16 protein-coding genes are annotated in these 16,952 nt (G+C 73.4%); 10 read left to right on the forward strand and 6 right to left on the reverse strand.

Translation table 11 applies throughout. The features are described from left to right. Positions 1-62: 62 nt before the first annotated feature. Both ACFYW3_RS22415 and ACFYW3_RS22420 read right to left on the reverse strand, forming a co-directional pair. The gene (locus ACFYW3_RS22415) at positions 63-515 is read right to left on the reverse strand and encodes a hypothetical protein (RefSeq protein ID WP_351763551.1); all 453 of its coding nucleotides are present in this window, start codon (positions 513-515) and stop codon (positions 63-65) included. A gap of 185 nt (positions 516-700) precedes the next feature. After that, the gene (locus ACFYW3_RS22420; protein ID WP_389387077.1) at positions 701-1,084 is read right to left on the reverse strand and encodes a hypothetical protein; all 384 of its coding nucleotides are present in this window, start codon (positions 1,082-1,084) and stop codon (positions 701-703) included. A 171-nt stretch (positions 1,085-1,255) separates the two neighbouring features. Between ACFYW3_RS22420 and ACFYW3_RS22425 the strand changes: the two genes are divergently transcribed. Then, positions 1,256-2,890, forward strand: coding sequence for a serine/threonine-protein kinase (locus ACFYW3_RS22425; RefSeq protein ID WP_351763555.1), 1,635 nt, complete (start codon positions 1,256-1,258; stop codon positions 2,888-2,890). A gap of 91 nt (positions 2,891-2,981) precedes the next feature. Here ACFYW3_RS22425 and ACFYW3_RS22430 read toward each other — a convergent pair whose 3' ends face one another. After that, on the reverse strand, positions 2,982-4,475 hold the full coding sequence (locus ACFYW3_RS22430) for a UDP-N-acetylmuramoyl-L-alanyl-D-glutamate--2,6-diaminopimelate ligase (RefSeq protein WP_389387183.1): 1,494 nt from the start codon (positions 4,473-4,475) through the stop codon (positions 2,982-2,984). Between the two features lie 317 nt (positions 4,476-4,792). Continuing rightward, on the reverse strand, positions 4,793-4,945 hold the full coding sequence (locus ACFYW3_RS22435; RefSeq protein WP_389387078.1) for a hypothetical protein: 153 nt from the start codon (positions 4,943-4,945) through the stop codon (positions 4,793-4,795). A 141-nt stretch (positions 4,946-5,086) separates the two neighbouring features. Between ACFYW3_RS22435 and ACFYW3_RS22440 the strand changes: the two genes are divergently transcribed. Together ACFYW3_RS22440 and ACFYW3_RS22445 are read left to right on the forward strand one after the other, a co-directional pair. Then, on the forward strand, positions 5,087-6,418 hold the full coding sequence (locus ACFYW3_RS22440; protein WP_389387079.1) for an MFS transporter: 1,332 nt from the start codon (positions 5,087-5,089) through the stop codon (positions 6,416-6,418). Continuing rightward, positions 6,415-7,626: an anhydro-N-acetylmuramic acid kinase gene (locus ACFYW3_RS22445; RefSeq protein WP_389387080.1), complete on the forward strand. Its 1,212-nt coding sequence runs from the start codon at positions 6,415-6,417 to the stop codon at positions 7,624-7,626. The genes ACFYW3_RS22440 and ACFYW3_RS22445 overlap by 4 nt, the downstream gene beginning before the upstream one ends. Before the next feature lie 24 nt (positions 7,627-7,650). On the opposite strand, the gene ACFYW3_RS22450 is transcribed toward ACFYW3_RS22445, so the two are convergent. Continuing rightward, the gene (locus ACFYW3_RS22450) at positions 7,651-9,432 is read right to left on the reverse strand and encodes a serine/threonine-protein kinase (RefSeq protein ID WP_389387081.1); all 1,782 of its coding nucleotides are present in this window, start codon (positions 9,430-9,432) and stop codon (positions 7,651-7,653) included. Positions 9,433-9,594: 162 nt separating this feature from the next. Beyond that, the gene (locus tag ACFYW3_RS22455; protein ID WP_389387184.1) at positions 9,595-11,028 is read right to left on the reverse strand and encodes an MFS transporter; all 1,434 of its coding nucleotides are present in this window, start codon (positions 11,026-11,028) and stop codon (positions 9,595-9,597) included. A gap of 161 nt (positions 11,029-11,189) precedes the next feature. Here ACFYW3_RS22455 and ACFYW3_RS22460 point away from each other — a divergent pair, with 161 nt between their 5' ends. The 7 genes from ACFYW3_RS22460 to ACFYW3_RS22490 all read left to right on the forward strand — a co-directional run bounded on the left by ACFYW3_RS22460 (position 11,190) and on the right by ACFYW3_RS22490 (position 16,945). Then, on the forward strand, positions 11,190-12,095 hold the full coding sequence (locus ACFYW3_RS22460) for a helix-turn-helix transcriptional regulator (protein ID WP_351762031.1): 906 nt from the start codon (positions 11,190-11,192) through the stop codon (positions 12,093-12,095). A gap of 64 nt (positions 12,096-12,159) precedes the next feature. Beyond that, positions 12,160-13,227 (forward strand): biotin/lipoate A/B protein ligase family protein, encoded by a 1,068-nt coding sequence (locus tag ACFYW3_RS22465; RefSeq protein WP_351762033.1) that lies wholly within the window; start codon positions 12,160-12,162, stop codon positions 13,225-13,227. An 82-nt stretch (positions 13,228-13,309) separates the two neighbouring features. Further along, the gene (locus ACFYW3_RS22470) at positions 13,310-13,873 is read left to right on the forward strand and encodes a YbaK/EbsC family protein (RefSeq protein WP_389387082.1); all 564 of its coding nucleotides are present in this window, start codon (positions 13,310-13,312) and stop codon (positions 13,871-13,873) included. Between the two features lie 166 nt (positions 13,874-14,039). Continuing rightward, a complete protein-coding gene (locus tag ACFYW3_RS22475) occupies positions 14,040-15,212 on the forward strand; it encodes a GDSL-type esterase/lipase family protein (RefSeq protein ID WP_389387083.1) in 1,173 nt (390 codons plus the stop codon). A 40-nt stretch (positions 15,213-15,252) separates the two neighbouring features. Next, positions 15,253-15,720, forward strand: a complete 468-nt coding sequence (locus tag ACFYW3_RS22480; RefSeq protein WP_351762042.1) for a hypothetical protein — start codon at positions 15,253-15,255, stop codon at positions 15,718-15,720. Then, positions 15,714-15,977, forward strand: a complete 264-nt coding sequence (locus ACFYW3_RS22485; protein ID WP_389387084.1) for a helix-turn-helix transcriptional regulator — start codon at positions 15,714-15,716, stop codon at positions 15,975-15,977. Before ACFYW3_RS22480 ends, ACFYW3_RS22485 begins: the two co-directional genes overlap by 7 nt. Next, complete coding sequence (locus ACFYW3_RS22490) at positions 15,974-16,945, forward strand: NAD(P)-dependent alcohol dehydrogenase (protein WP_389387085.1); 972 nt, start codon at positions 15,974-15,976, stop codon at positions 16,943-16,945. Before ACFYW3_RS22485 ends, ACFYW3_RS22490 begins: the two co-directional genes overlap by 4 nt. The last annotated feature ends 7 nt before the right edge of the window (positions 16,946-16,952 follow it).

The following is a 16,952-nucleotide window of genomic DNA, read 5'->3' on the forward strand; positions in this document are numbered from 1 at the left end:
GGCCCGTGTGGCCGTCCCGGGTGGTCCGCGTGATCTTCCCGGTGGGTCGGTGGGTCGGTGGGTCAGATCCTGCCGGTCGCTCGTGCCATGTAGAACCCGACGATGGCGATCAGACCGGCCACGACCAGCCAGGACGCGGGGCTGGTGTGCCCGCCCCTGCGCGCGGGGCGCGGCCGTCGCTTCGAGCGCCCCGAGCGATGCTGTGCCGATCCGGCCGTCGCGGGCCCGGCCGCGGTCTCCGCGAGGAGACGGCGGCACACCGCGGCGAGTTCCCCCGTGCCGGCGGAGAGGCCGGCGACCGCCTCGCTGCGCGCGGGGGCGGTCGTACCGCCCTCGAGTATCCGTCCTGCCCGCAGGAGCACCTCGTCGCGCCCGGCGCTGGGTGCCAGGCTGATCCAGCGCTGGACGTGCTCCCCCCGAATGACGACGCCGCCGGCGCGGTCCCGGTAGACGGTGTGTTCCCGCCACAGGACCTCGGCCAACTCCGTCGCGATGTCTTTCAGTTGCCCGCTCATTCCCGCCCCCGTCAATTCACTGATCGAACAAACACGGGACATTAGCGGCAGGCACCGACAGCGCCCTCGGCGGGGTGTCCGAGGCGAGCCGCCCCCGCGGGACCACGGCGTACGGCGGGCGGCCCGTCAGGCGATGGGGAGAGCGAACCGCGGCACGCGGGATGCGGACCTTTCACGCGCGGCGGCTATCCCTTGGAGATCGGGGTGGCCTCGTCCCGGTCTTCCCCGTCGCGGCTTCGTCGTTCCGTGGTGTAGAGGATCGTTCCGGTGACGGCGAGCGGCATGGAGAGCACGAGGGCGGCGAGAAGTTCGGCGAGGTCGCGTGCGACGGCGCAGGTGTTTCCCTCCGCGTCGACGTACTCGTCGGGGCCCCTGCGCCACTCCCCCTGGTAGTAGAAGATCCGGGAGTCGCACTCCTCGGCCCTCCCGCGGCCCGTGTCGACGGTGAACGGGAACAGCAACTGGTAGGCGAGCCACAGCCAGATCAGGGACGCGGCGGCGATCAGGCCGATGCCCCAGTCTTGACGACGGTTTCGCGGGCGGGGCGGGGCGCCCGGTATGGCTGTCATGGACAGCTAAAGTAGCAGCCCCTCAACGGCTCGATCACGCCCCACATCTCATCAGTGATCACGATCGGACCGTCGTGTCCGACCGACCGCGTGGCGGATCCAGGAGCCGTTCGGAGGCCTCGACTCCCGCACCACTCTTGCACTGACTGAAATTTCAGTCAAGATACCTCCATGGCACCAGAACATCCCGGCTTCCCCCTCACCCGCCCCTTCCAGGCCCTCGCTCCGGACGACCCTCGCGAAGTGGGCGGCTTCCGCCTCGTCGCCCGGCTCGGCGCGGGCGGAATGGGTCGCGTCTACCTCTCCCACACCCCCGGCGGCCGGCCGGTGGCCCTCAAGGTGGTCCGGCCGGAGCTGGCTGCCGACCACGAGTTCCGCCGGCGTTTCGCCCAGGAGGTCGCCAGTGCCCGGCGCATCCACGGCCTCTACACCGCGCAGGTCGTCGGCTCGGGCACCGAGGCGGCCGGCCCCTGGCTGGCCACCGCCTACGTACCCGGCCCGTCGCTCCAGCAGGTCATCGACGAGCACGGCATCCTGCCGCTGCGCACCGCGCTGCTGCTCACGGCCGGCGTGGCCGAGGCGCTCCAGGTGATCCACGGCGCCGGCGTGGTGCACCGCGACCTCAAGCCGGCCAACGTGCTGGTCGCGGCGGACGGCCCCCGCGTGATCGACTTCGGCATCGCTCGCCCCGCGAACGCGACCGCCCTCACCAGCGCAGGCCTGGTCATCGGCTCGCCGGCCTTCATGGCTCCCGAACAGGCCCAGGGCCGGGCGGTGACCCCCGCCACCGACGTCTTCGCGCTCGGGGCGCTGGCCGTCTACGCCATCGGGGGGACGCCGCCCTTCGGCGACGAGCCCGGACCCACCGCCCTGTACCGCACCGTGCACGAGGAGCCCGATCTGTCGGGCGTGCCCGGCGAACTCCACCCGCTCCTCCACCGGTGCCTGGCCAAGGACCCCGTCCATCGGCCGACGCCGGCGCAACTGATCGAGGTCGTGCGCGACCACCCCTCGATCGGTGGGCGACTCAGGTTCACCGACGACTGGCTGCCCCGCCGGATCGGCACGGAGATACTGCGCCGCGCCGATCTCCCCTCGGCGCCGCCCCCATCCCTCACGGAGACCTCACCCGCGACTCCCCCGACTTCCGCGCGGCACCCCACGCTCGCAGCACCCGCGGGCCCCGCACCGTCCGCCGACCCCACGCCGATCACCGCGCGGGGGCCCGAGTCCTCGTCCCGCCGGCGCGCGGCGCCGAGGGGGCACGGCTCCGGGCGTACCGTCCTGGCCGTGGCGGCGGCCCTGGTCCTCGGTGCGTGTGGAGCCGTGTACCTGCTCGACGAGCCGTACGAGGACGAACCGACGGCCGACGCCGCCGACGCTCCGCCGCCCCCGACCCCGCCGAAGGCAACCCCGTCGAAGGCGACGCCCGGCTACGTCCCCGCCTACACCGGAACCGAACTCACCTCCCCGGACCAGGACCACGAGTTCGACATCCGGGCCGGGAAGGTCGCGCCGCAGGACACCGCCGCGTGGTTCGTGGGTCGTACGGCCTCCGAGTTCTACGTACCGGAGGACAGCGAGGCGTACATCGCCGAGGGCGGCCGACCGGATCCCGGCGCGTGCGTGCGGGGCATCGAGAGCCACCCCGTGAGCGCTCTCCCGTTCAGCGCGCTCGGGGCCGGGCGGTCCTTCTGCGTGCGGGCCCGGGACGGCCGGGACATCGCCGTGGTGAACGTCCTCGCGACGAGCACGGACGGGGGCCCCGTGACGGTCTCCCTCGACCACTACCGGCGCTCCGACTGAATCGCCGGACCGCCCGACCGCCCGACCGCCCAACCGGCGAACCGCCCCCGGAGGCGGAAGCCCCGGAAGGCGGAACCCCTGCGGTGACGGGTCAGCCGGCCGGGAGGGCGAGGTCGCGCACGGTGGCCATGTCGCTGAAGGGCAGGAGTGCTTCGCCGACGATCTGGTGCGGCTCACTGCCCTTGCCGGCGATCAGCACGACGTCCTTCGGCCCCGCGGCGGACAGGGCGAGGCCGATCGCCCGGCGGCGGTCGGCCGACCGCTCGTACGGTGTGCCGGTGGACTCGATGCCCGGGGCGATCTGGTCGAGGATCGCCTCGGGGTCCTCGTTGCGGGGGTTGTCCGAGGTGAGGACGCACAGGTCGGAGTGGGTTCCGGCGATCCGGCCCATCTCCACCCGCTTGGTGGTGTCCCGGTCGCCGCCGCAGCCGAAGACGGTGATGACCCGGCCGCGGGCGAAGCCGCGGATCGCCGTGAGCACCTTGTCCAGGGAGTCGGGCGAGTGCGCGTAGTCCACGATGACGGAGGTTCCGGCGGGGGTCACGAAGCGTTCGAAGCGTCCGGGGACGGCCGGCATCAGGGCGAGCGCGGCGACCAGGCCGCCCAGGTCGTGCCCCAGGACGTGGCAGGCCGCCACGGCGGCCAGCGCGTTGGACACGGAGAAGCGACCCGGAACCGGGATCGCCGCCGCGTACTCGAGGCCGCCGTGACGCAGGGTGAAGCGGGTTCCGGAGGCGTCCGCGACCAGGTCCGAGGCCCGGTAGTCGGCCTCGTTGTCGACGGCGTACGTGGTGACCGCGCCCGGCATCATCGTCTGGATCCCCGCCCCCACCGGGTCGTCGACGTTGACCACGGCCTGCCGGCACAGGCCTTGGAACAGGCGCAGTTTGGCGTCCGTGTAGTGCGCCATGGTGCCGTGGTCGTCCAGGTGGTCCTGGGTCAGGTTGGTGAAGACACCGACGTCGATGAACGTCCGGTCCACGCGGTACGTCTGCAGGGCCATGGAGGTGGCTTCCAACACCACGATGCCGGTGCCCCGGTCCCGCATGTGGCCCAGGAGGTACTGGAGGTCCGGCGATTCCGGTGTGGTCAGCACCGACGGGGGCATCGGGATCATCTCGTCGCCGATCCGGCTGCCGGCAGTCCCGATCACTCCCACCGCGGCGCCCTCGGCGATCCTCAGCAGCGACTCGACCATGTACGAGATGGAGGTCTTCCCGTTGGTGCCGGTGACGGCCACCATGTCCATCTGCCGGCCGGGCTCGGTGAAGTAGCGGGAGGAGACGACCGCCGCCGCCTTCCGGGTGTCGGACACGCGCACGACGCACACCCCGGGCGTCGCCGCCGGACCCCGGTGCGCGGCGGCCGCCCCGTCGGCGTCGACGAGCACGGCCACGGCGCCTCGGGCCAGGGCCGCGCCGATGGCCGCGGGGCCGCCGGCGTGGTGGCCGGGCACGGCGATGAAGAGCGAGCCCGGTGTCACCCGGTCCACGTCGAAGGTGGTGCCCGCGGTGATCCGCGTGGCCTCGGTGTCGCCCTGGAGGACGTGGTGGTCATGGCCTGTCAGCAACCCGCTCAACTTCACGGTGGTCCCTTCGAAGGCGGCGGGGGCCGGGGTGCGGCCGCCGCCGGGCGGCGGCCCCGACGGCGCGTCGGAACCGCGGTGATGGCGGGAGGTGCGGTGGTGCGCGCCCACACCCGGGTCCCTGACCCGGGTCCCGTGACCCGGGTGGGCGACCGGCGCGAGGTGCGGGGAGGCGCGGAATGCGAGGTGCGGAATGCGACATGCGCGGTGCGGGCCGCGGAATCCGGTGCCGGGTACGGCGGCCGGGTCCGGAGGGCGGCTCCGGGACGCTGCCCGACGGACGGGCACGCGCCGGGCCGGGGCCGGTGGGGCTTTCGCTAGCCGTGGCCGTGCAGGGCGCCGCGGCCGACCGTGGGGGCCTGCCCTTCGGCCGCGGTCCGGGGGCTGACGCCCGTACGGCTCGCGGCGACCGCACGCGCGGCGGACCCGGCGCGGTGCCGGTGCTCCCCCGTGACGCGTGTGCGGTCCATGGGCCGAGTGTACGGCCGCTCACGCCGCCCCGGACGCCACACGGACCTCCCGGTCGGCCTGGTCGCCGCGCCGCGCCGCCGATCGGTTGAACCGCTGTACGGCGAGGCGTCGGGGCGGCGCCCGGCGGGCACGCAGCACGGGTGACCTCGACCGACCTGCGGCCGGCTCCGCCCCCGCGCTCCACCGCCCGCCGCGCGCTGCTCGCCGGTTCGGTCGGCAATCTCGTCGAGTGGTACGAGTTCGGCGTGTACGGCGCCTTCGCCACCGTCATCGCCGCCAACTTCTTCGCCCCGGCCACGGGTGCCGGAGCGGGGCCCGGGACGGGCGGGGCCACGGCGCTGATGGCGACGTACGCCTCCTTCGCGCTCGCGTTCTTCTTCCGCCCGGTGGGGGCGCTCCTCTTCGGGCGTCTGGGGGACCGTCTGGGACGGCGTCCCACCCTGATCCTGGTCGTCGGCCTGATGGCGCTCGCCACCACCCTGATCGGGCTGCTGCCCACCCAGGCCACCGTCGGGGCCGCCGCGCCCTGGCTCCTCACGTTCCTGCGGGTGCTGCAAGGGATCTCCGCGGGCGGGGAGTTCGGCGGAGCGGTGGCCCTGATGACGGAGTCCGCCCCGGTGGGGCGTCGCGGTTTCCACGGCGCGTGGCAGTCGTTCACCGTCGCTCTGGGGCTGCTCGCCGGCGTCGGCACGGCCGCCGGCCTGGCCGCGGTGCTGTCCCCGTCCGCGCTGTACGCGTGGGGCTGGCGGGTGCCGTTCCTGCTGGCCCTGCCGCTCGGTGTCGTCGCGCTGTGGTTGCGCACCGCGCTGGAGGAGCCCCCCGGGCCCCTCCCGGACGGGACCCCGAGAGGGACCGCCGCCCCCTCGCCGCGGCGTCGGGGCGAGCAGGCGCGCGCCGTCGTCCTCGGTGTCGGGCGGGTGATGGGCTGGTCGGCGGCCGGGTACAGCTTCCTCGTGGTCCTGCCGTCCCACCTCCAGTCCGCGCTGGGCGTCTCCTTCCGCGAGGCGCTGCCGGCCGCCGTGCTCGCCAACCTGGGTTTCGCCGCGTCGATCCTTCCCGCCGGGATGCTCAGCGACCGGATCGGCCGGCGGCCGGTCATGCTCGCGGGGGCGCTGGGTGTCGTCGTGTTCGCCCTCCCCGTCCTGCGGGTCCTCCAGTCGCCCGGGGCCGCGCCCGGGGCGAATGTGGCGGCCCTCCTGTTCGCGGGGGCGTTGATCGGGCTGATGGCGGGCCCGGGGCCGGCGATGCTCGCCGAGATGTTCCCGCGCCGGGTGCGCTGCACCGGGCTCGGGTTGGCGTACGCGCTGGCCAACGCCGTGTTCTCCGGCTGTGCGGGTCTGGTCATCACCGCCCTGACCGCCCGGACGGGGAACACGGCCGTCCCCGCCTACTACGCCGCCGGCGTCTGCGCCCTGAGCTGCGTGGCTCTGCTGACCCTGCGCGGCCACGACCATCGGGAGCCCCTGCGATGAGAGTGATCGGCCTGATGTCGGGCACCTCGTACGACGCCGTCGACGCCGCCGCCTGCGACCTCCGACAGGGGCACGGTGACGAGGCCGGGGAGCTGCGCCTCACGCCCCTGGGCATGATCGGCGAACCGTATCCGGCCGATCTGCGGGCGGCGCTCGCGGCGGCCCTGCCGCCGGCGGGCACGAGCCTGGCAGAGGTCTGTCGGCTCGACACCGGCATCGGGCGGGCCTTCGCCCGGTTGGCCGTCCGAGCCGACCGTGAACTGTGCTCGGGCCGGGCGGAGTTGATCGCCTCACACGGCCAGACGACGTACCACTGGGTGGCGGACGGGCGGGTGCGCGGCACCCTCCAACTCGGCGAGCCCGCCTGGATCGCGGAGGCGACGGGCTGTCCGGTGGTGTCGGGATTCCGGCCGCGCGACGTCGCGGCCGGTGGCCAGGGCGCCCCGCTGGTCAGCCTGATCGACCTGATGCTGTTGCGGGGGCGGCCCGGTGTGTCCGCGGCCCTGAACATCGGCGGGATCGCGAACGTGACGGTCACTGCGCCGGCCGGTGATCCGGTGGCCTTCGACACCGGCCCCGGCAACGCGCTGATGGACGCGGCGGTGCGCGAACTGACCTCCGGTCGCCTCGCGTACGACGAGGACGGTGCGCTCGCCGCCGCCGGGCGGGTACACGAGGGCTTGCTGGAAAGGCTGTTGGCGGAACCCTACTACCGTCTGCCGCCGCCGAAGACGACGGGCAAGGAGTTGTTCCACGCCGGCTACGCGACTTCCCGCAGCCACGAGGGTTCCCGGTCGACGGGGTCCGAGCGGCTGCCGGCGCAGGACGTGATCGCCACGCTGACCCGGCTGACGGCCCGGACCGTGGCCGACGCGCTGCGACCGTTCGGGGTGGGGGAGGTCTTCGCCTCGGGAGGGGGCGTCCGCAATCCGACCCTCATGGGCATGCTGCGCGAGGAGTTGGGCGTCGGCGTGCTGCGGACCTCCGAGGAGTTGGGATTGCCCGCGGCGGCGAAGGAGGCGTACGCGTTCGCGGTCCTCGGATACCTCACCCTGCACGGCCTGCCGGGCAACGCCCCGCCGTGCACGGGCGCGACCGGGCCCCGTGTCCTGGGCTCGATCACCCCGGGCGCCCGCCCCCTGCGCCTGCCGGCGGGGCCGCCGGACGCCCCGTACGCCCTGGTCGTACGGAGCCCGGACCCGCACTGAGACCACCCGCCCCGCGCCGGGTGTTCAGCCGCCGACGTGGGGCGCGGCCGCCCCGCGCCAGACGGTCAGGTCCAGCGTCACGTACCGGCTGGGCGAGTCGGTTGCGGAGAAGCCGCGGATCGTCAGGAGTCCGATGTCGCCGGAGCCGCCGAAGGCGCAGATCTGCCGCCCTTTGGAGAGGTCTGTGAGGTAGACGGAGTCGGCGAAGCGGGTCTCCTGACGGCAGGCGGCGAGGGACCCTTCCTGGCCCGGGTCCAGGAGGACGAGTTTGCCTCCCTCGCCCTCCGCGTACAGCCTTCCGGCCTGATAGGAGAGGTCGGTACCGCTGTCGCTCCCCTTCTGCGGTCGCAGTTGCTCATCGCCGAGCGTCAGGTTGTAGCCGGACGCGAGGTTGACGTTCTTGTGGTCGACGGGCGTCGGGTCGGGCTTGGCGGACGCCGTGGGGCCGGACGCCTTGGGGGCGGGTGTCTTCGCCGAACCGGACGGGGCGGATCCGCCCTCGCCGGCGGCGGCGCCCGCGGGGTCCGGCCGGTCTCCGGCCGTCGTCTCCCGGTCCCGGTCGGCCCACAGGGCGTACGCCGTACCGGCGCCCGCCAGCGCGAACACGACGATCGCGGCCACGGCGAGCAGCACGGTCCGTCTGCCGCCGCCCGGGGCCGGACCGGGGCCTCCCCGACCCTGCGGGCCCGGGTACGCGTGGCCGGGCGGCGGGAGGTACTGAGGCGCGGGTTGGTACACGGGCGCCGGACCGTAGCCGGGAGGCGGGGTCGCCGGATGCGCGGGCGGGAACATGGCGGGCGAGGCCGGCGAGCCGGCCGGGGCGGTCGGCGGGTGAGCACCGAGCGGGGCGGAGGTCGGCGGCGGCGGGGTCCGGGGCGGGGCGGGGGCCGCCGTGCGGGCGGTGATGTCGGCGATGACCGGGCTCGGCAGCCAGTCCTCGGACCGGCGGAGCACCGTTTCCGGGTTGGCGGACTGACAGAGCGCGATGACCTCGGTGACCGTGGGCCTGCCCGCGGGGTCCTTGGACAGGCAGCGGGTGACCAACTCGGCCAGCGGGGCCGGGACCGCGCCGAGGTCGGGCTGCTCGTGGACGATCCGGTACAGGACTCCGTGCGAGGTTCCCTCGCCGAAGGCCGGGGTGCCCGTCGCCGCGTACGCCGCGACCTGCCCGAGGGCGAAGATGTCGGTGGCCGGGGTGACCTTGCCGCCGGCGGCCTGCTCGGGAGCCATGAAGGAGGGCGTGCCGATGGTCACCCCGCTGCCGGTGAGCGAGGTCGCGTCGGCGGCGTGGGCGATGCCGAAGTCGATGACCCGGGGGCCGTCGGCCGCCAGCAGCACGTTGGAGGGCTTGAGGTCGCGGTGCACGATGCCGGCGCCGTGGATGACGTGCAGGGCCTCCGCCATGCCGGCGATCAGCAGCAGCACCGCCTCGACGGGCAGGGCTCCGTGGGCGAGGACGGCGTCGGCGAGGGAGGGCCCGGACTCATAGGCGGTCGCCAACCAGGGGTGGGCGCCGTCGGTGTCCGCGTCGATGACGGGGGCGGTGAACAGGCCCTGCACCCGTTGCGCGGAACGGACTTCCTGGGCGAACCTGCGCCGGAACTCGGGGTCCTCCCCGAACTCCGGACGGATCACCTTGATCGCGACGGGCCGGCCCCCAGGGGTGTACGACAGGTACACCTTGCCCATGCCGCCCGCCCCCAGCCTGGCGGCCAGGCGGTATCCGGCGATCGTCGTCGGGTCGTCCCCGCCGAGCGGCTGGAACACCTGCGCTTCACGCCCCGTGCGCGGATCCTGACCGCTCATCACTTCACGTCCCCCTGTACCGAACACCGTTCTCGAACGGCACCCTATCCAAGGTTCGACATGGCTCCCGACCTCAGGACCCCGCCGGCGCCCCGGGCCCGACGGGCGGCCCCTGGGCCTCGATCGGGCGCCTTGGTCCGACTCGTGCGATCCGCCGCGGGCTCACCGCATGACGCGCGGCAGGCGCAGGCTGAGCAGGGCCGTCAGCGCGATCAGGCCCAACTGGACGATCAGGGTGACAACCAGGGCGTCCCGCATGCCCGTCGACGCGGCCAGGACGAGGAAAAGACTGCCGACGGTCGCGACACCGAGGGCGAGGGCGGACTGCTGGGTGGTGACCATGACCCCGCCGCCCACCCCGGCCCGGTCGGCCGGTACGTCGGAGAGCATCAGCCGCATCAGGAGCGGGAGTTGCAGGCCCTGACCGAGTCCGGCGACGGCAACGCCCGGGGCCAGGTCGAGGATTCCGAGATCCGGCCAGTCCCGTCGGACCACGAGGAGCATCAGGCAGACGCCGATCGCCTGGAGCACGCCGCCCGCCGTGACCACCCGGGTGCCGTACCGCCCGACGAGTCGGGGGCCGGCGAGGGACGCGGAGAAGAAGGCCACCGCCATCGGCACCAGGGTCAGTCCGGCCGCCACGGGGCCCATGTGCAGGGCCTGTTGGAGGACGACGGCGATCACGAACATGAAGCCGCTGAAGCCGATGGAGAACGGCACCAGCATCACCAGTCCGCGCCGCAGCGAGTCCAGGCGCAGCAGGCTCGGCGGTACGAGGGGGCTCTGTCCGAGGCGGTCGGCGCGCCGTTCCGTCAGGTAGAAGGCGGTCGCGGCGAAGGGGAAGACCGCCAGCGACAGCCAGGTCCACAGCGGCCAGCCGGCGGCTCGCCCCTCGGTCAGCGGCAGCAGCAGGGACACCAGGCTCAGCGCCAGCAGCAGGGTTCCCGGCACGTCGACGGAGGCGGGGCGTTCGGACCGGGTCTCCGGGACGGCGCGGACCGCCAGGACCAGGCCGACGATCACCACGGGGACGTTCACGAGGAAGACCGAGCGCCAGCCGGTGCCGGCCACGTCGGCGGCGACGAGGACTCCGCCGAGGATCTGCCCGGCGACCATGGACAGCCCGGCCGTGGCCCCGTACAGACTCATCGCGCGGGCCCGGTGGGTGCCCTGGGTGGTGGCCTGGATGGTGGCGAGCACCTGCGGGAGCATCAGCGCGGCGGCGACTCCCTGGGCCACGCGGGCCGCGACGAGGGTCCAGGCCGTGGGGGCGAGGCCACAGGCGAGCGAGGTGAGCCCGAAGGCGGCCATGCCGATCAGGAAGAGCCTGCGCCGGCCGGCCATGTCGCCGAGCCGGCCGCCGAGGACGAGCAGGACGGCGTACGTGACCCCGTAGCCGGCGACGATCAGTTCCAGCAGCGCGGGGCCCGCGGCCAGGTCGCGGTCGATGGTGGGCAGCGCCACGTTGACGATGAAGAAGTCGATCAGGGGCAGGGCCGCTCCGAGGAGGACGGTGAACAGGCCGAGCGGGGTGATGCCCGCGGCGGCCCGGGGCGCGGGGGCCTTGCGGCCGGTGGCCGTGGGGGCGGAGGCCATGGCGGCGGCGGCCGTGGGGGCCGGAGTCGGATGGGTCGTGCGTACCGTTGTCTCACTCACGTCCCCGACGATCCTCCCCCTCGGAGCCGGGTACCAGAGTCTCTTTATCCTGGTACCAGGAGTACCTGGCAACCGGCTGAGCGGTGAGGCACCCTGGACTCATGACCACTGTGGCCCCCGAGAGCGACGTCCGCCGGCACGAGCTGGCCGAGTTCCTGCGCAGCCGGCGGGAGCGGATCACGCCCGAGCAGGTGGGGCTGCCGCCGGGGCGGCGCCGGCGCACCCCCGGGCTGCGTCGCGAGGAGGTGGCCCAACTGTCGGCGGTCGGGGTCACCTGGTACACGTGGCTGGAGCAGGCCCGGGAGATCCAGGTGTCCCCGCAGGTGCTGGACGCCGTGGCGCGCGCCCTGCTGCTGGACCCCACTGAGCGCGCTCATCTGTTCTCGCTGGCCGGCAGCCTCGACCCGGCGCCGAACACCCCCTGCCCGAGCGTGACGCCCGCGCTGAGGGCGATGCTCGACCAGTTGGGGCCGATCCCGGCGTGCGTACAGAACAGCCGGTACGACATCCTCGCGTACAACACCACCTACGGGCGGCTGCTGTGCGACCTGGACGACCTGCCGCCCGAGGACCGGAACTGCATGTGGCTGGCGTTCACCGATCCGCAGTGGCGGGCGGCCATGGTCGACGTGCCCGACGTGAACCGGGTGATGGCGGCCAAGTTCCGGGCGTCGATGGCGGAGCACCTGGCCGAGCCGGCCTGGAAGACGCTGCTCGCCCGGTTGGACGCTGCCTCGGCCGAGTTCCGGGAGATCTGGGCGCGGCACGAGGTGGTGGGTCTGGGCGGCAAGTCCAAGTACATCCGCAACCGGCACGTGGGACTGCTCCACGTCGAGCAGACCAATCTGTGGTTGGGTCCGACGGCGGGGCCGCGCCTGATGACGTACGTGCCGCTGGACGAGGAGACCCGCTCGCGGCTGGAACGGCTGGCGCGCATGGAGCGCCTCGACCGCCCGGACAGCGCGGACCGCACAGGCCGTGCGGGTGAAGATCGCGATACCGTTTGACGGTGTTCGCGGCCAAGGCGGCCGTCGACGAGACAGCGGGCGGACAGCGAGGGGAGGCACACCGGTGCACGGTGAGTACAAGGTGCCGGGTGGCAAGCTCGTCGTCGTGGACCTGGACGTCGGGTCCGCCGACGGCGGCGACGTCCTGCGCGACGTACGGGTCGCCGGCGACTTCTTCCTCGAACCCGACGAGGCCATCCTCGACATCGACCGCGCGTTGACCGGCGCGCCCGCGGACGCCTCGGCCGAGCACCTCGCGGCCCGCGTCGAAGCGGCGCTGCCCCCGGGAACGGTGATGTTCGGTTTCTCGGCGGAGGCCGTGGGGATCGCCGTCCGACGGGCGGTGGCACACGCCACCGACTGGACGGACTACGACTGGCAGCTGATCCACGAGGCCCCCCGGTCCCCCGCCCTGCACATGGCCCTGGACGAGGTGCTGACGGCCGAGGTCGCCGCCGGGCGGCGACCGCCCACGTTGCGAATGTGGGAGTGGGGAGCCCCCGCCGTGGTCATCGGGAGCTTCCAGTCGCTGCGCAACGAGGTGGACACACGGGCGCTGGAAGAGCACGGGATGACGGTGGTGCGCCGGATCAGCGGCGGCGGCGCCATGTTCATCGAGCCGGGGAACACCATCACGTACTCCTTGAGCGTGCCGGACGCGCTGGTGCGGGGGCTGTCGTTCGCCGACAGCTACGCCTACCTCGACGACTGGGTGTTGGGAGCCCTGGACGGCATGGGCGTGAAGGCCTGGTACCAGCCCCTCAACGACATCGCCACCGAGTCGGGAAAGATCGCGGGCGCCGCGCAGAAGCGCCTGGCCGGGGCGCACGGCGCCGTCCTGCACCACGTGACCATGGCGTACGACATCGACGCGGACAAGATGCTCGACGTGCTCCGCATCGGCAGGGAGAAGCTGTCGGACAAGGGGACGAAGAGCGCGAAGAAGCGGGTGGATCCGCTGCGCCGCCAGACCGGGCTGCCGCGTGACGCGGTGATCCGGCGGATGATCGAGTCCTTCCGGGACCGGTACGGGCTGTCGGAGGGCTCGGTCACACCCGAGGAGATGGCGCGGGCCCGGGAGTTGGCGGCCGACAAGTTCAGCTCCGAGGAGTGGACCGCGCGCGTTCCGTGACCCGCCGGCAGGTGGCGGGCCCACCGGCCGCTCGCGAGGACCGGCCGCCTTCGCCGACGGTGCGGTTCACTGGAGTCCACCCATGAACGATCAGGTACGCGCCCCTTTCGGGGACTTCACCACCGTCCACCCCGCCCTCGACGTGTCCGACCGGCTCGCGGGGCCGGTCGCCGACGCCCTGAGGGACTGGGCATCGCGGGAGGCGGCACGGTCCGTGCTGTACGTGGACACCGACCCCGCGAAGGCCGACACGGCCGCGTTCTGCGAGGCGTACTCCGTCCCCCTCGACGCGTCCGCGAACTGCGTGGTCGTCGCCGCGAAGCGTGGCGGGGAGACCACCCTGGCCGCCTGCCTCGCCCTCGCCGACACCCGGGTGAACGTCAACACCGCCGTGCGCAAGCACCTTTCGGCGCGCAAGGTGTCGTTCGCCCCCGTGGACACCGCCGTCGAGGAGACCGGCATGGAGTACGGCGGAATCACCCCGCTCGGGCTGCCCGCGGCGTGGTGGCTGCTGATCGACGCGGCCGTGGTCGAGGCCCCGTACGTCCTCGTCGGCAGTGGGCGACGGCGCGGCAAGCTGATCCTGCCGGGGTGGGCGCTCGCCGAACTCCCCGGTGTCTCCGTGCTGACGGGGCTCGCGGCCTGACGTCGGCCCGCCGGCTCCGCGGCTGAGCCCTCGGGGCCTCGGGACCGGGACCGGGTGCGGCTACGGGTGCGCGGGGTGTTGCACGCTGGGTGTCACGTGCCGTCACGATCTCGGCGGTGCGTGGACGTTCACCGAACCCGTACCCGACCACATCCGAGGACCCGACATGACCGACTGGACCACCACCCCCGTCGAGCCCGCCTTCGTGCACGGCGCCATCGACCTGGAACGCACCGCCCGGGGCATCCTCCCGCACCGGCTGCCCGCCTGGGTCCGCGAGCAGTTCCCCGATCCGGGCCTGGCCATGGCCGAGGCCCAGACCTCCGGCGTACGGGTCGCCTTCCGCACCCGCGCCACCACCGTCGAGCTGGAGACGATCCCCACCCGCATGGCCTACGTGGGCGCTCCGCCCCGGCCCTCCGGGGTGTACGACCTGCTCGTGGACGGGGAACCCGCCGGTCGGGCGAGCGTCACCGGCGGGAACGTCCACACCGTCGACATGGCCGCCGGGACCGCGGTCACCACCGCGGGACCGCCCGGCGTCGCGCGCTTCACCGGGCTGTCCGACGTGATGAAGGACGTCGAGATCTGGCTGCCGCACACGGAGACGACCGAGTTGATCGCCCTGCGCACCGACGCGCCGGTCGAGGCGGCGCCCGCCCACGGCCGCCGGGTGTGGCTGCATCACGGCAGTTCGATCAGCCACGGTTCCAACGCCGAGCGCCCCCGCTCGACCTGGCCCGCGCTGGCCGCCGCCCGGGGCGGGGTCGAGCTGATCAACCTGGGCTTCGGCGGCAACGCCCTGCTCGACCCGTTCGTCGCGCGCGTCATGCGCGACACGCCCGCGGACCTGATCAGCGTCAAGATCGGCATCAACCTGGTCAACACCGACCTGATGCGGCTGCGCGCCTTCACCCCGGCGGTCCACGGCTTCCTCGACACCATCCGCGAGGGCCACCCGAACACGCCCCTGCTGGTGGTCTCCCCCGTGCTCTGCCCCCTCCAGGAGGACACCCCGGGCCCCCTCGCGCCGGAGTTCGACGGGCAGAGGCTGCGCTTTCGCGCGACGGGCGACCCGGCGGACGTCGCCGCGGGCCGGCTGACGCTCACCGTCATCCGCGCGGAGCTGTCCCGCATCACGGCGCGACGGGCGGCCGGGGACCCGAACCTGCACCACCTCGACGGTCGCGCCCTGTACGGAGAGGACGACTTCGCGGAACTGCCGCTGCCCGACGATCTGCACCCGGACCCCGCGGGACACCGCCGCATCGGCGAGCGCTTCGGCGAGCTGGTCTTCGGCCCGGGCGGCCCGTTCGAGCACGCCCCGGATGCCGTGTAAGAAATTATTGACACCGTGTACGGATGACTTTACATTCCTCGTGTCAAAGTTGTTTTACACGGGAGTGGGTGCGGACGTGGCCTTCGAGGAGAAGCGCGCGTGGATCGCGGCGGTGGTGGCCGTCGCCGGCTATGCCGTCTACCTGGCCGTCGTGCTGGGGCGGGCCGGCGACGGCGTGCCGCTCGCGGAGGTCGCGTACGCGGCCCCACTGCTGTGGACGGTCGGGGGCGCGATCGTCGCCGCGATCGCCCTGAACATCGCGGTCGCGCTGGCCTCGCCCCGCGAGGCCGACGTCAAGGACCAGCGGGACAAGGAGATCGGCCGCCTCGGCGATCTCGCCGGGCAGTCCTTCCTCGTCATCGGCGCCGTGGCCGCACTGGCCCTGTCGATGGCCGAGGCCGACCACTTCTGGATCTCCAACGTGATCTACCTGGGGTTCGTCCTGTCGGCGCTGCTCGGTTCCACGGTGAAGCTCGCCGCCTACCGGTGGGGGTTCCAGTCGTGGTGAAGGCGACCGGCATCACGAACAGGATCCGGAACCTGCGCTTCGAGCACGCGGAGATGACTCAGGCGGAGTTGGCGGAGCGCATCGGCGTGACCCGGCAGACCGTCATCGCGATCGAGAAGGGCCGCTACTCGCCCTCCCTCGAAACGGCGTTCCGGATCGCCCGCGTCTTCGCGGTCCCGCTCGAACAGGCCTTCCAGTACACGGACGAGCAACACACGGACGAGCAGCACACCAACGAGGAAGGGACGGCGCCGTGAAGGCGATCGCACAGGACGCGTACGGCTCCAGCGAGGTACTGGAGCTCCGGGACGTCGAAACGCCCACACCGGGCGGCGGCGAGGTGCTGATCGCGGTCCGGGCCGCCGCCCTGGACGCCGGGGTCTGGCACCTGATGACCGGCCGGCCCCACCTGCTCCGCCTCATGGGATACGGGCTGCGCAGACCCAAGGTGCCCGTGCGCGGCCGAGAGGTGGCGGGGCGGATCGAGGCCGTCGGCGAGGGGGTGACCGGCTTCCGGGTGGGGGACGAGGTGTTCGGCGTCTGCGAGGGTTCGTTCGCCGAGTACGCGACCGCCCGGCAGGACAAGATCGCACCCGTGCCCGCGGGCATCCCCCCGGAACACGCGGCCGCCCTCCCCGTCTCGGGCCTCACCGCGCTCCAGGCCCTGCGCGACGCGGGCCGCGTCCGACCGGGACAGCGGGTCCTGGTCATCGGCGCGGCGGGCGGGGTGGGCACGTACGCGGTACAACTGGCCAAGGCGTACGGCGCGCACGTCACCGGCGTGTGCAGCACCTCGAAGACGGAGCTGGTGCGCTCGCTCGGCGCGGACGAGGTCGTCGACTACACCCGCGAGGAGTTCGCCGACGGCGTCCGCTCCTACGACCTCATACTCGACACCGCCGGCAACCGCGCTCTCTCGCACCTGCGACGGGCCCTGACCCCTCGGGGGACGCTCGTCCTCGTCGGCGGTGAGGGCGGCGGTCGCTGGATCGGCACGATGGCCCGGGTGCTGCGCGCGGCGCTGCTGAACCCGTTCGTGCGGCACTCCCTCAAGCCGTTCATGGCCGCGGAGCGCCGGGCCGACCTGGAAGTCCTGGGGCGGCACGTCGAGGCGGGTGAACTGACGCCGGCCATCCACGGCGTGCGCCCCCTCGCCGAGGCCCCGGCCGCGATCGACGCGATGCACCGGGGCGAGGCCCGGGGCAAGACCCTGATCGTTCCCTGAGGGGACG

The sequence above is a fragment of the Streptomyces sp. NPDC002602 genome (assembly GCF_042889445.1).
Lineage (GTDB): Bacteria > Actinomycetota > Actinomycetes > Streptomycetales > Streptomycetaceae > Streptomyces.

Coding starts and splice junctions, on each gene's coding strand:
- ACFYW3_RS22415 (WP_351763551.1), bottom strand. CDS start 515: ATGAGCGGGCAACTGAAAGACATCGCGACGGAGTTGGCCGAGGTCCTG.
- ACFYW3_RS22420 (WP_389387077.1), bottom strand. CDS start 1,084: ATGACAGCCATACCGGGCGCCCCGCCCCGCCCGCGAAACCGTCGTCAA.
- ACFYW3_RS22425 (WP_351763555.1), top strand. CDS start 1,256: ATGGCACCAGAACATCCCGGCTTCCCCCTCACCCGCCCCTTCCAGGCC.
- ACFYW3_RS22435 (WP_389387078.1), bottom strand. CDS start 4,945: ATGGACCGCACACGCGTCACGGGGGAGCACCGGCACCGCGCCGGGTCC.
- ACFYW3_RS22445 (WP_389387080.1), top strand. CDS start 6,415: ATGAGAGTGATCGGCCTGATGTCGGGCACCTCGTACGACGCCGTCGAC.
- ACFYW3_RS22450 (WP_389387081.1), bottom strand. CDS start 9,432: ATGAGCGGTCAGGATCCGCGCACGGGGCGTGAAGCGCAGGTGTTCCAG.
- ACFYW3_RS22455 (WP_389387184.1), bottom strand. CDS start 11,028: ATGGCCTCCGCCCCCACGGCCACCGGCCGCAAGGCCCCCGCGCCCCGG.
- ACFYW3_RS22460 (WP_351762031.1), top strand. CDS start 11,190: ATGACCACTGTGGCCCCCGAGAGCGACGTCCGCCGGCACGAGCTGGCC.
- ACFYW3_RS22470 (WP_389387082.1), top strand. CDS start 13,310: ATGAACGATCAGGTACGCGCCCCTTTCGGGGACTTCACCACCGTCCAC.
- ACFYW3_RS22475 (WP_389387083.1), top strand. CDS start 14,040: ATGACCGACTGGACCACCACCCCCGTCGAGCCCGCCTTCGTGCACGGC.